The organism is Rahnella sp. P4_A8 (assembly GCF_056402435.1).
Genome location: NZ_JBFUHK010000033.1, coordinates 16,760 through 29,849 on the forward strand (window position 1 = coordinate 16,760; position 13,090 = coordinate 29,849).

Genomic DNA, 13,090 nt, shown 5'->3' on the forward strand with positions numbered 1-13,090 from the left:
TCTACGCGGCTACCGTTTCCTCACTGACTGATTTGTCTGGCGCACATCCATGTTACTCACCGTTCTTTATATTATTGGGATCACCGCAGAAGCCATGACCGGTGCTCTGGCTGCCGGACGTCGGAAAATGGACTCCTTTGGCGTCATTATTATTGCTGCAGCGACGGCCATTGGCGGCGGTTCTGTTCGCGACATGCTTTTAGGGCATTACCCATTGGGATGGGTTAAGCATCCGGAGTACATCGTGATTGTGGCTGTGGCCGCGCTAATGACCACCTGGCTGGCTCCTTTAATGCAACATCTGCGAAAGCTCTTTTTAGTGCTTGATGCCGTGGGGCTGGTGGTGTTTTCCATTATCGGGACACAAGTTGCCCTCGATATGGGACATGGCGCTATCATTGCTTCGGTTTGTGCGGTCATTACCGGTGTTTTTGGCGGCGTGCTGCGGGACATGATGTGTAATCAGATCCCGCTGGTCTTTCAGAAAGAAATTTATGCCGGCGTGTCATTTGCCTCAGCCTGGGTTTACATCGGGCTACAATATTTCTCACTGCCCCACAATCTGGTGGTTATTATCACGTTACTGATCGGCTTTACCGCGCGTCTTATTGCGCTGCGTTTTCGCCTTGGATTGCCTGTGTTTAATTACCCGCATTCGGACCACTAATGCGTCCTTCCTGTAGCCCGTTAGCGGAATGCAGGCAATTGCGCCTGCCTCAGAGCTTCGGTCAAAATCTCAACGTCCGGATGATGAATAAAATCAAAAACCTGAGCGGCCCGCTTTCTCCCGATCCCCTCAGTCATTTCCCAGTCGCGAGACGTCAGCTGTTTCAACCTGTTCCAGCTTTGCTGGCGTTCTGCAAATCCCAGGGCAAAAGAAGGAAATCCTATTGCTGACAGCCAGCGCCGGAAGCTCCTTTCGCGTGCAAGATGAATTTGCGCCATCAGTTTTTGCGCCTGTTTAACACCGATACCCGGAACCGCAGCCAGCTCTTTCTCGTTAAAGCTTAACCAACTGATCAGAGAATCCGCCGGGGAAGCATCCAGTAACTTTTGCCATGTGGCCCCGCCGAACCCCGCCATATCTAACGCTTCCGGCCCGCTAAGCCAGATCAGACGTGAGAGAAACTGCTGCATACAGCCCGGTTCAGGCGTAAAGCAGGAAAGTGCGTTATAGCGCGTTGGTTCAGGCAAAGGCATTTCCGTACGCTTACTTACCCGCCATGTCACTTCATCAAGGCGCGGGATCCCCTGTCCGGCCAGCGCGACAGCGACCTGATCGCCAGGAAGAACATCCCATTGTCTGAACCGGCTAACCGATCCCACACTCACCTTACTGACTAACTTATCGTCCAGCCTCAGGGGCTTCAGGTTGAGGATAACGGTCACTTTCCCGCTTCGTCCTGTGGTGGTGGTGATACCCGTGACATCGGTGAGCTCTCTGGCGGGCGGATATTTCCAGGCAACCGCCCAGACTGCGGGTTTATTTTGCCAGTATTTCCCGGCAGGCTCTTCTTGCTGACGAACAACCACACCATCCGTCGCAAAAGGCAGAGGCTGGTGAAACCAGTCTTCACGCCACTTTTCCACATCTTCGACAGCGCTCACCGCATGCGTGAACTGAGCCACAACCGGAAAACCGAACTGGCTCAGCTTCTCCAGGTGGTCAGCCATAAGCGTGGGTCCATCCGGCCATGACCAGATAAAAATACCCGTCTGCTTCAGCAGGTCAGAAGCAGAAGCAGAAGCACGCATCATTGCACCCGCAACTTTTGATCTTGCATTCATCCCGCCATCAGCACTTTGTTGATGACCGGTCATCAACAGATAAAGCTCGCCCTGTAATATCAACTCAGGGCTCATGTCCGGGATATGCAGCGGGATCGCCGGAATTGACGCGGCTTTTACCGTCCAGTTTTGTCCTTTCTCACCATCGCCACGACTTACCAGTGCGGCCAGCTGCCCATAACGGTAAATCAGCGACACCGCTACGCCATCGATTTTGGGCTGCACCCACAGATTCTTTCGCCCTTGCATCCAGTTTGCGACAGCATGTTTATCTTTCATTTTATGCAGGCCGGTATGAGCCACCGGATGCGTAAATTCAGCATCATCACTCGCTGGCACTGTTAGTTCAGGCACCGGCTGGCTGGCACACTGTAGCCAGAGACGTTGTTTCTGACGCAAATGATCATAGACCGAATCTTCTATCGGGCTGCTGCCAGACTGATGGTAGGCTGCATCCCACTGGGTCAGCTGAGCGGTGAGATGGTGGGTTTCCTGTGTCAGGCGTTCTGATGGCCAGACAGGGCAGTCTGGCGACGGCATATTCTTACCGTAAGCAGAGAAAGCAAAAGGGAACAGGCAGATGAGAAAAATAAACTGGCGCATTGGCACCTCCTTGTGAAGGCAAGTAAACGCCGGTGTAATTTTTCCTGCCAGTGGCATAACCCCTTCTTGCGAGATACCTTCCTGGTTATTTCATCTGTTGCTGCAACGAAGAAAAAATTTGGAATGCGGCACGTAAATCTGTCAGGAAAGGCTATTTTCTCTGGCAAAGTTGCGATGAAATACGTCTGGGCGCTGCACCGAATGCAGCGAGCGTGTATACTGTGCGAGAGATCACTCTTCGCATACTTCCTATCAACCCATTCAGTTGAAACGTCATCATGGTTCAAGGCACGCTATATATTGTCTCCGCCCCTAGTGGAGCAGGCAAATCAAGTCTGATTCAGGCTTTACTTAAAACACAACCGCTCTACGACACACAGGTTTCTATTTCTCATACGACCCGAGCTATACGTCCGGGCGAGAAAGATGGCGAGCATTACTTCTTTGTCGACAAAGAAGCGTTTCGCGAGATGATTGAACGTGATGCCTTTTTAGAACACGCAGAAGTTTTTGGTAACTATTACGGGACTTCGCGTGAAACCATTGAGCAGGTTTTAGCGTCGGGTGTGGATGTTTTTCTGGATATCGACTGGCAAGGCGCGCAGCAAATTCGGAAAAAAATGCCGCAGGCACGCAGTATTTTTGTCTTACCGCCATCGAAAGATGAGCTAGACCGTCGCCTGCGTGGCCGCGGGCAAGACAGCGAAGCCGTTATCGCAAAACGTATGGCACAAGCCGTAGCTGAAATGACACACTTTGCCGAATACGACTATTTAATTGTGAATGATGATTTTGATCTGGCTTTATCGGATTTAAAAACCATTATTCGCGCTGAACGTCTGCGTCTGAGCCGTCAGCGGCTCCGTCATGACGGATTAATCACCAAACTATTGGCAGACTGAAGTCACTTTCAGTATTATGCCCAGTCTTTCGTCACCCTGTGGAGTAGCACATATATGGCACGCGTAACTGTTCAAGACGCTGTTGAAAAAATTGGTAACCGTTTTGACCTGGTGTTGGTGGCTGCTCGTCGCGCACGCCAGCTGCAATCTGGTGGTAAAGATCCACTGGTCGCTGAAGAAAACGATAAAGTCACTGTAATTGCCCTGCGCGAAATCGAAGAAGGCCTGATCACCAATCAGATCCTCGACGTTCGTGACCGTCAGGAGCAACAGGAGCAGGAAGCCGCAGAGATTCAGGCAGTGACTGCCATCGCTGAAGGCCGTCGTTAATTAACGAAACGGATCTCACTTGTATATCTTTGAAAGCCTGAATCAACTGATTCAAAAATACCTGCCGGAGGAGCAAATTAAGCGCCTCGTGCAGGCTTACCTCGTGGCGCGGGACGCGCACGAGGGGCAAACACGTTCCAGCGGTGAGCCGTATATTACTCACCCGGTGGCCGTGGCATGTATTTTGGCTGAAATGAGGCTCGATCATGAGACTCTGATGGCGGCGTTATTACACGACGTTATCGAAGACACGCCTGCAACTTACCAGGACATGGAACAACTGTTTGGCAAAAGCGTTGCTGAGCTGGTTGAAGGCGTTTCAAAGTTAGACAAGCTGAAATTCCGTGATAAGAAAGAAGCGCAAGCGGAAAACTTCCGCAAAATGGTCATGGCGATGGTGCAAGATATCCGCGTCATTTTGATCAAACTCGCTGACCGTACTCATAACATGCGCACGCTGGGCTCTTTACGCCCGGACAAACGTCGCCGCATTGCCCGTGAAACGCTGGAAATTTACAGCCCGCTGGCACACCGTTTGGGTATTCATCACCTGAAAACCGAGCTCGAAGAGCTGGGCTTCGAAGCCCTTTATCCAAACCGTTATCGCGTCATCAAAGAAGTGGTGAAAGCTGCGCKTGGTAACCGTAAAGAGATGATCCAGAAAATCCTCTCTGAGATTGAAGGCCGTTTAACCGAAGCCGGCATTCAGTGCCGTGTCAGTGGTCGCGAAAAACACCTGTATTCTATCTATTGCAAAATGCACCTGAAGGAACAGCGTTTCCATTCTATTATGGATATCTACGCCTTCCGGGTGATCGTTAAAGAACTCGATACCTGTTATCGCGTGTTAGGACAGGCACATAGCCTGTACAAACCGCGTCCGGGTCGGGTTAAAGATTACATCGCCATCCCAAAAGCCAACGGCTATCAATCTTTGCATACATCACTAATCGGTCCGCATGGTGTGCCGGTTGAAGTACAGATCCGTACGGAAGATATGGATCAGATGGCGGAGATGGGGGTTGCGGCTCACTGGGCTTATAAAGAGAACAGTGAAACCAGTACCACCGCACAGATCCGTGCTCAGCGTTGGTTACAGAGTCTGCTTGAGCTGCAACAAAGTGCAGGCAACTCCTTTGAATTTATTGAGAGCGTGAAATCGGATCTGTTCCCGGACGAGATTTACGTCTTTACGCCGGAAGGTCGTATCGTCGAATTGCCTGCGGGCGCGACACCGGTCGACTTTGCTTATGCTGTGCATACCGATATCGGCCATGCCTGCGTTGGCGCGCGCGTTGACCGCCAACCGTATCCGCTCTCGCAGCCGCTGACCAGCGGACAAACTATCGAAATCATTACCGCACCGGGCGCCCGCCCGAATGCTGCCTGGCTGAACTTTGTCGTCAGCTCACGTGCACGCGCCAAAATCCGCCAGATGCTGAAGAACCTGAAACGTGATGATTCGGTTTCACTTGGCCGTCGCCTGCTGAATCATGCGCTGGGTGCCGGTAAAAAACTGTCAGACATTCCGCCGGAAAACATCAAAAACGAGCTGGATCGTATGAAGCTCGCCGCGATGGATGACCTGCTGGCGGAAATCGGTCTCGGCAATGCCATGAGCGTTGTGGTTGCCAAAAACCTGATGGGTGACCAGTCTTCAATGGCATCGTCAGGTACCCGTAATCTGCCGATTAAAGGCGCAGATGGCGTGCTGATCACGTTCGCGAAATGTTGCCGTCCGATTCCGGGTGACCCGATTATTGCCCACGTCAGTCCGGGCAAAGGGCTGGTGATCCATCATGAATCCTGCCGTAATATTCGCGGTTATCAGAAAGAACCTGAGAAATTCATGGCCGTTGACTGGGATAACCACCAGGAAACTGATCAGGAATTTATCGCTGAAATCAAAGTTGATATGTTCAACCATCAGGGCGCACTGGCGAACCTGACCGCTGCAATTAATGCCGCGCAGTCGAACATTCAGAATCTGAGCACCGAAGAAAAAGACGGTCGCGTCTACAGCGCCTTTATCCGCCTGACGACCCGCGATCGCGTTCATCTGGCGAATATCATGCGTAAAATCCGTATCATGCCGGACGTCATCAAAGTTACCCGCAACCGAAACTGATTGTTATGACCCCAGAACGTTATGCCCGCATCCGCGAAATGCTTGCGGCCCGACAGCCAGACCTGACGGTCTGTATGGAACAGGTGCATAAACCACATAACGTTTCTGCCGTCATCCGTACGGCAGACGCCGTCGGCGTTCACGAAATCCACGCTGTCTGGCCTACGACCCGAATGAAGACACTGGTCTCTTCGGCGGCAGGCAGCAACAGCTGGGTTCAGGTCAAAACACACAAAACCATTCAGGATGCCGTCGCCAAAATGAAGGCGAAGGGCATGCAAATCCTGGCAACCAACTTGTCAGAGAAAGCCGTCGACTTCCGCGCGATTGATTACACCCGCCCGACCTGCATTTTGCTGGGTCAGGAGAAAACCGGTATCACACCTGAAGCGTTAGCGCTGGCTGACAGCGATATCATCATTCCGATGATCGGTATGGTGCAATCTCTGAACGTCTCCGTTGCCTCGGCGCTTATCCTGTACGAAGCACAGCGCCAGCGCGAAAACGCCGGTATGTATCGCCGCGACAGCAGTCTGCTGAGCGAGAAGGAACAGCAGCGACTGCTGTTTGAAGGCGGCTATCCCGTTCTGTCCAATGTGGCGAAGCGAAAGAAGCTTCCCCGCCCTTTCATTGACGATCACGGGCAAATCATTGCCGATGATGAATGGTGGTCGGCGATGCAAATGACGGTCAAAAAAAGATGAAAGGCCGCCTGCTCGACGCCATCCCGCTGACGTCGCTTTCCGGCGTCGGAGCCAGTCAGGCAGACAAGCTCGCCAAACTCGGCCTTGAAACTATTCAGGATTTACTGCTTCATCTTCCTTTACGCTATGAAGATCGTACCCGCCTTTACACCATCAATGATTTACAGCCCGGCATTTTCGCCACCATAGAAGGCGAAGTGTTGCGTAGTGATATCAGTTTTGGCCGCCGCAGAATGCTGACCTGTCAGATAAGTGACGGCACTGGCATGGCGACGTTGCGCTTCTTCAACTTTAACGCCGCGATGAAAAACAGCCTGGCAACAGGTCGCCGTGTTACCGCTTATGGTGAAATCAAACGCGGCACGATCGGTGCTGAAATCATTCATCCGGAATACCGCATTCAGGGTGAAAACAGCGAAGTCGTTCTGCAGGAATCACTGACGCCGGTTTATCCGACAACGGAAGGTATCCGCCAGGCGACCTTGCGTAAACTGACGGATCAGGCACTTGAACTGCTCGACACCGTACCTGTCGCCGAACTGTTGCCAGAGGAACTGAGTCGTTCGCTGATCCCGCTTCCTCAGGCGCTGCATTTGCTGCACCGCCCGCCGCCAGATATCCAGCTTGCAGACCTTGAAAAAGGTCATCATCCGGCTCAACGCCGCCTGATTATGGAAGAACTTCTGGCACATAATCTCAGTATGCTGGCTGTCCGCGCCGGTACGCAGAGTTATAAAGCTCTGCCGTTGCATCATGACGACCGCCTGAAAAATCAGTTCCTCGCGTCGCTTCCTTTCAGCCCGACCGGTGCGCAAGCACGGGTTGTGGCAGAAATTGAACAGGACCTGGCAAAAAGTTATCCCATGATGCGTCTGGTGCAGGGCGACGTGGGATCAGGTAAAACGCTGGTAGCCGCCCTCGCCGCACTTTGCGCTATTGCTCAGGGCCAACAGGTCGGATTAATGGCGCCGACAGAATTGCTGGCCGAACAGCATGCCAATAATTTCCGTCAGTGGTTTGAGCCACTGGGTATTCAGGTCGGCTGGCTGGCGGGCAAACAAAAGGGTAAAGCCCGGCAGGCACAGCAGGATGCTATCGCCAGCGGACAGGTGTCGATGGTGGTGGGAACGCACGCTATCTTCCAGGAACAGGTTTTGTTCTCGTCACTGTCGCTGGTCATTATCGATGAACAGCACCGTTTCGGTGTGCATCAGCGTCTGGCGTTGTGGGAAAAAGGTCTGCAACAGGGCTTCCATCCACATCAGTTGATCATGACCGCCACGCCGATCCCACGCACACTGGCAATGACGGCTTACGCTGATCTTGATACCTCTGTGATCGACGAACTCCCGCCAGGCCGCACGCCGGTGACTACTGTCGCCATTCCGGACACCCGCCGCAGTGACATTATCAGCCGTGTCAAAAGTGCCTGCGAGCAGGAAAATCGTCAGGCTTATTGGGTGTGTACGCTGATTGAAGAATCGGAAATGCTGGAAGCGCAGGCCGCTGAAGCCACATGGGAAGGCCTGAAGGAGGCACTCCCGGCGCTGAATATTGGACTGGTTCACGGTCGTATGAAAGCCCAGGAAAAGCAGGCCGTTATGCAGGCATTCAAACAGGGTGAAGTGCAGCTTCTGGTGGCAACGACTGTCATTGAAGTCGGCGTTGACGTACCGAATGCCAGCCTGATGATTATCGAAAACCCGGAGCGTTTAGGGCTGGCGCAGTTGCACCAGTTACGTGGGCGCGTTGGACGTGGTGCCGTTGCTTCTCACTGTGTACTGCTCTACAAAACGCCGCTCAGCAAAACAGCGCAGAAACGTTTGCAGGTTTTACGCGACAGCAACGATGGCTTCGTTATCGCACAGCAGGATTTGGAAATCCGCGGGCCGGGTGAACTACTGGGCACGCGTCAGACCGGCAGCGCTGAATTTAAAGTCGCTGATTTATTACGTGATCAGGCGATGATCCCGGATGTACAGCGCATTGCGCGTTATCTGCAGCAACAATTCCCTGATCATGCCAAAGCCCTGATTGAGCGCTGGCTGCCAGAAAGAGTCCGTTACACCAACGCCTGATCTCTCTTTTCGCTCATTCACTTCATCAAATCATTATTAAAAATGATGTTTTGTTTCCAACATATTCTCTTCTCTTTTCCCTATTGCGCCCCCAAAACCACTCTCCGCACTGGTTATTTGATAACCTTCACAGAGTGGGGAAAAGCCGGTAACCGGTTTCACCTTCCGTCACTACACTGATGATAATTAAGGCAACCCTGTCTGATGTCCTCAACATAAGGCCAAATCATCATGAGTATCAGCCAATCCCTCTTCACTTTTATAGAACAGAAAATCAGCCCCTTCGCCGCACGATTATCCTCACAGCGACATGTCATGGCAGTGCGTGATGGCTTCATCTCAGCAATGCCCTTTATGATTGTTGGTTCGTTTTTACTGGTTTTTGTTCACCCGCCATTTTCGCCCGAATCTTCATGGGGCTTCGCCAGAAGCTGGCTGGCGCTCTCGGCAAAATATGAAGTGCAGATCCTGACGCCGTTCAATATGACGATGGGCATTATGTCCATCTACATCTCGGCATCGATTGCCTACAATCTGGCAAGAAGTTACAAGCTAGACCCGTTCATGACCGCAATGCTGGCGCTGATGTCTTTCCTGCTGGTCGCAGCACCGCAGATTGATGAAAAGATGTCGACGGCGGCGCTGGGCGGCGTGGGGATCTTTACGGCTATTCTGGTGGCGATTTATGTCACCGAACTGACGCGGTTATTGAAAAAATACAATATCGGTATCCGTTTACCCGAACAGGTACCTTCAAACATTAAGCATTCGTTTGATTTGCTGATCCCGATTGTGGCCGTGGTGATTACACTTTTCCCACTGAGCTTACTGGTCCAGTCAGGGTTTGATATGTTGCTGCCACAGGCGATTATGGCGCTGTTCGAACCCCTGATTTCTGCCGCAGACTCGCTGCCTGCTGTACTTCTCGCCGTGCTGATTTGCCACCTGTTGTGGTTCGCCGGCATTCATGGCTCGGCCATTGTATCTGGCATGTTGCAGGCTTTTTGGTTAACCAATCTCGGGCTGAATCAGACAGATCTCGCTGCCGGTTTACCCATGACGCACATCATGACCGAGGCATTCTGGAATTTCCTGATCGTGATTGGCGGGTCCGGCGCGACAATGGGACTGGTCCTGCTGTTTTGTCGCAGTAAGTCAGCGCATCTGCGCACCATGGGGAAACTCAGTCTGGTGCCAAGCTGTTTCAATATCAATGAGCCGGTGATTTTTGGCACACCTATCGTCATGAATCCGGTATTTTTCATCCCCTTCCTGCTGGCACCGATGGTCAATGCCGTTATCGCCTATCTGGCCGTATCGACGGATCTGCTCCCGCATATGATTTCACTGGTCCCCTGGACATCGCCGGCACCGATCGGGGCGGCCTGGGCGATGGGCTGGGATTTCAAAGTGTCGGTTCTGGTTATCCTGCTGATGGCACTGTCGATGGTAATTTATTATCCATTCTTCAAAGTCTACGAGAAGCAGTTACTGACGCAGGAAAAAGCCGCTGAGGCCGAACAGGTGTTCACTGAGAAGGCGGACGCGGCACAATAAACCCGACGGGAAGGAATCGTCAGGCACAGAAGCGATGTTTCTGTGCCTGTTTTTTTAGCTGATAGCCGGGAATACAGGCAGCATCAGATAGAGTTTAATCACAATCGCATTGGCGATATCGATGAAGAATGCGCCCACCATCGGCACCACCAGAAACGCCAGATGCGAAGGACCAAACTGGTTGGTGATCGCCTGCATATTGGCAATGGCCGTCGGGGTGGCACCCAGCCCGAAACCACAGTGTCCTGCCGCCAACACCGCCGCATCGTAGTTTTTCCCCATCACGCGATAAGTCACGAAAATCGCGTAAAGCGCCATCGCGAGGGCTTGAACGATAAGAATTGCCATCATCGGCAAGGCAAGTGCCGCCATCTCCCACAACTTAAGGCTCATCAATGCCATGGCAAGGAACAGTGACAAACTGACGTTACCCAGCACGGATACCGCACGGTCGAAGACACGATAAAAACCGAGCCATGCCAGCATATTACTCAGGATCACACCAACGAAGAGCACGCAGACAAAGGTTGGGATTTCAAATGCCGAGCCTTGCAACAGACTGGCGGCATATGTCCCTGCCATCAGGCAAATCGCGATCAGGGCAATGGTTTCAACCATCACCAGTGGCGTGATCATCCTGCCAATCGACGGTTTCTCAAATGCGCTCGGATCGACCATATCCTCGGGGTTTCCGTTGGGGGTGGAAGAATGGCTGACCAGATAGCGCGCTACCGGCCCCCCAATAATACCGCCGAGCACCAGACCAAAAGTTGCGCAAGCCATCGCGACTTCCGTCGCATTTTCAAAGCCATAACGCTCGATAAACAGCTTGCTCCATGCCGCGCCGGTGCCGTGGCCACCTGAAAGGGTAATCGACCCCGCCAGCAACCCCATCAGCGGATCCAGCCCGAGCATTTTCGCCATTCCGATACCGATGGCATTTTGCAAAAGCAGTAAGCCCACGACGACAAACACCAGCAAAAACAGCGATTTACCGCCTGCCTGCAGACTTGCCAGATTGGCGTTAAGACCGATCGTGGCAAAAAATGCCAGCATCAGTGGCTCTTTTAAAGACATGTCGAAACCGACTTCCCAGCCGAATATCTGGTTGGCGATCAGTAACAATAAAGCGACCAGCAAACCACCGGCAACGGGTTCAGGAATGGTGTATTTTTTGAGGAATTTGACCGACTGGACGCATTTCCGTCCTAAAAGGAGCACCAACGTGGCGGCAACCAGGGTGCCGTAGGTATCGAGTTGAATCATTGACGAACTCCATTTTAAAATAAATCCAATAAAATTATCGAGTTATAAAAACCTCACTGACATGTTTTTTCCCAGAAGCTGAATTAGAAGTCATTCAAGCTGCGTCAGGCAAGAAAAACAGGCCATAAATCCCGTCCAATCCAAAACCAGTCGAGGAATATTGCCATTAGCAAACGATTGCTTTTGTCGTTAATTTCAATAAAAATGCCCGCTTTGCCGCTTATTGGAATGCCACAGCATGAGTTCGCAAACCGCAGAACAAGAAACACAGCAACCCGATCTTTCCCGCCAGCAAAAAAGTGAACTGATTTACCGGCTCGAGGACCGCCCGCCATTACCTCAAACGTTATTCGCCGCCTGTCAGCATTTGCTGGCGATGTTTGTTGCGGTAATCACACCAGCACTACTGATTTGCCAGGCGCTGGGTTTGCCCGCGCAGGACACGCAGCACATCATCAGCATGTCGCTGTTCGCCTCCGGCCTGGCTTCTATTTTGCAGATTAAAACCTGGGGACCGGTCGGCTCGGGGTTACTCTCGATTCAGGGCACCAGCTTTAACTTTGTTGCGCCGCTGATCATGGGCGGAATGGCGCTGAAAAATGGCGGTGCGGATGTGCCGACCATGATGGCGGCGCTGTTCGGCACCCTGATGCTGGCTTCCTGCACTGAAATCATTCTTTCCCGTTTCCTGCATCTCGCACGCCGCATCATTACGCCGCTGGTTTCCGGCATCGTGGTGATGATTATCGGGCTTTCACTCATTCAGGTCGGACTGACGTCTATCGGCGGCGGTTATGCGGCCATGAGCGATCACACATTCGGGGCACCGAAAAATCTGCTGCTGGCTGCCGTCGTGCTGGTAGTGATTGTTCTGCTGAACCGTCAACGTAACCCTTACCTGCGTGTCGCCTCTCTGGTTATCGCCATGGCCGTGGGTTATCTGGTGGCCTGGATGACGGGCATGTTGCCAACCGTTGCGCCAGCCGCGCAAAGCAACTGGATAACATTACCAACGCCGCTGTATTACGGACTGGGTTTTGACTGGAATTTGCTGATCCCGCTGATGCTGATTTTCATGGTGACATCGCTGGAAACCATCGGTGATATTACCGCAACCTCGGACGTTTCTGAGCAACCGGTCAGCGGCCCGCTGTACATGAAGCGCATCAAAGGCGGCGTTCTGGCCAATGGCCTGAACTCGATGCTTTCTGCTGTATTTAACACCTTCCCGAATTCCTGCTTCGGGCAGAACAACGGCGTCATTCAACTGACCGGCGTTGCCAGCCGCTATGTCGGTTTTGTGGTCGCGCTGATGCTGATCATCCTCGGGCTGTTCCCGGCGGTGGCCGGGTTTGTGCAGCATATTCCTGAACCGGTTCTGGGCGGTGCGACCATCGTGATGTTCGGCACCATTGCCGCATCCGGTGTGCGTATTGTTTCCCGCGAGCGCCTGAACCGCCGCGCGATTATGATCATGGCGCTTTCTCTGGCCGTCGGTATGGGTGTTTCCCAGCAACCGCTGATCCTGCAATTCGCGCCCGACTGGCTGAAAACCTTGCTGTCATCCGGTATTGCGGCAGGCGGGATTACTGCGATAGTTCTGAATCTGGTTTTCCCTCACGAGAAGTAAACACAGGATGTAATCCGCGTGCAACAGCGGCAGAGGGTCTGGAACCCCTGCCGCTTTTTATTGTCTCCATTCTGCTAACCTGTTGAGAAAAGTCGCTGTTTGCG

10 protein-coding genes are annotated in these 13,090 nt (G+C 52.6%); 8 read left to right on the forward strand and 2 right to left on the reverse strand.

From position 1 onward, the window contains the following. The first annotated feature begins 49 nt into the window (after positions 1-49). Positions 50-667, forward strand: coding sequence for a trimeric intracellular cation channel family protein (locus tag AC1DUO_RS16050; RefSeq protein ID WP_013577636.1), 618 nt, complete (start codon positions 50-52; stop codon positions 665-667). 20 nt (positions 668-687) lie between these two features. Here the strand turns inward: AC1DUO_RS16050 and ligB are convergent, their stop codons facing one another. Beyond that, positions 688-2,391 (reverse strand): NAD-dependent DNA ligase LigB, encoded by a 1,704-nt coding sequence (gene ligB, locus AC1DUO_RS16055; protein WP_112197354.1) that lies wholly within the window; start codon positions 2,389-2,391, stop codon positions 688-690. Positions 2,392-2,669: 278 nt separating this feature from the next. Here ligB and gmk point away from each other — a divergent pair, with 278 nt between their 5' ends. The 6 genes from gmk to AC1DUO_RS16085 all read left to right on the forward strand — a co-directional run bounded on the left by gmk (position 2,670) and on the right by AC1DUO_RS16085 (position 10,090). Next, entirely contained in the window at positions 2,670-3,293 is a 624-nt protein-coding gene (gene gmk / locus AC1DUO_RS16060) for a guanylate kinase (protein WP_013577638.1), read from the forward strand. Between the two features lie 54 nt (positions 3,294-3,347). Further along, entirely contained in the window at positions 3,348-3,623 is a 276-nt protein-coding gene (gene rpoZ / locus AC1DUO_RS16065; protein WP_013577639.1) for a DNA-directed RNA polymerase subunit omega, read from the forward strand. Positions 3,624-3,642: 19 nt separating this feature from the next. After that, the gene (spoT, locus tag AC1DUO_RS16070) at positions 3,643-5,751 is read left to right on the forward strand and encodes a bifunctional GTP diphosphokinase/guanosine-3',5'-bis pyrophosphate 3'-pyrophosphohydrolase (protein WP_477987955.1); all 2,109 of its coding nucleotides are present in this window, start codon (positions 3,643-3,645) and stop codon (positions 5,749-5,751) included. A gap of 5 nt (positions 5,752-5,756) precedes the next feature. Continuing rightward, the gene (gene trmH, locus AC1DUO_RS16075; protein WP_013577641.1) at positions 5,757-6,455 is read left to right on the forward strand and encodes a tRNA (guanosine(18)-2'-O)-methyltransferase TrmH; all 699 of its coding nucleotides are present in this window, start codon (positions 5,757-5,759) and stop codon (positions 6,453-6,455) included. Further along, positions 6,452-8,533, forward strand: coding sequence for an ATP-dependent DNA helicase RecG (recG, locus tag AC1DUO_RS16080; RefSeq protein WP_013577642.1), 2,082 nt, complete (start codon positions 6,452-6,454; stop codon positions 8,531-8,533). Before trmH ends, recG begins: the two co-directional genes overlap by 4 nt. Positions 8,534-8,764: 231 nt before the next feature. Further along, on the forward strand, positions 8,765-10,090 hold the full coding sequence (locus tag AC1DUO_RS16085) for a PTS sugar transporter subunit IIC (RefSeq protein WP_037035566.1): 1,326 nt from the start codon (positions 8,765-8,767) through the stop codon (positions 10,088-10,090). 54 nt (positions 10,091-10,144) lie between these two features. On the opposite strand, the gene gltS is transcribed toward AC1DUO_RS16085, so the two are convergent. Continuing rightward, positions 10,145-11,356 (reverse strand): sodium/glutamate symporter, encoded by a 1,212-nt coding sequence (gene gltS / locus AC1DUO_RS16090; protein ID WP_119262204.1) that lies wholly within the window; start codon positions 11,354-11,356, stop codon positions 10,145-10,147. A gap of 238 nt (positions 11,357-11,594) precedes the next feature. Between gltS and AC1DUO_RS16095 the strand changes: the two genes are divergently transcribed. Then, entirely contained in the window at positions 11,595-12,986 is a 1,392-nt protein-coding gene (locus AC1DUO_RS16095; protein ID WP_013577645.1) for a nucleobase:cation symporter-2 family protein, read from the forward strand. Positions 12,987-13,090: the final 104 nt, after the last annotated feature.

Coding starts and splice junctions, on each gene's coding strand:
- ligB (WP_112197354.1), bottom strand. CDS start 2,391: ATGCGCCAGTTTATTTTTCTCATCTGCCTGTTCCCTTTTGCTTTCTCT.
- AC1DUO_RS16085 (WP_037035566.1), top strand. CDS start 8,765: ATGAGTATCAGCCAATCCCTCTTCACTTTTATAGAACAGAAAATCAGC.
- recG (WP_013577642.1), top strand. CDS start 6,452: ATGAAAGGCCGCCTGCTCGACGCCATCCCGCTGACGTCGCTTTCCGGC.
- AC1DUO_RS16050 (WP_013577636.1), top strand. CDS start 50: ATGTTACTCACCGTTCTTTATATTATTGGGATCACCGCAGAAGCCATG.
- AC1DUO_RS16095 (WP_013577645.1), top strand. CDS start 11,595: ATGAGTTCGCAAACCGCAGAACAAGAAACACAGCAACCCGATCTTTCC.
- trmH (WP_013577641.1), top strand. CDS start 5,757: ATGACCCCAGAACGTTATGCCCGCATCCGCGAAATGCTTGCGGCCCGA.
- gmk (WP_013577638.1), top strand. CDS start 2,670: ATGGTTCAAGGCACGCTATATATTGTCTCCGCCCCTAGTGGAGCAGGC.
- rpoZ (WP_013577639.1), top strand. CDS start 3,348: ATGGCACGCGTAACTGTTCAAGACGCTGTTGAAAAAATTGGTAACCGT.
- gltS (WP_119262204.1), bottom strand. CDS start 11,356: ATGATTCAACTCGATACCTACGGCACCCTGGTTGCCGCCACGTTGGTG.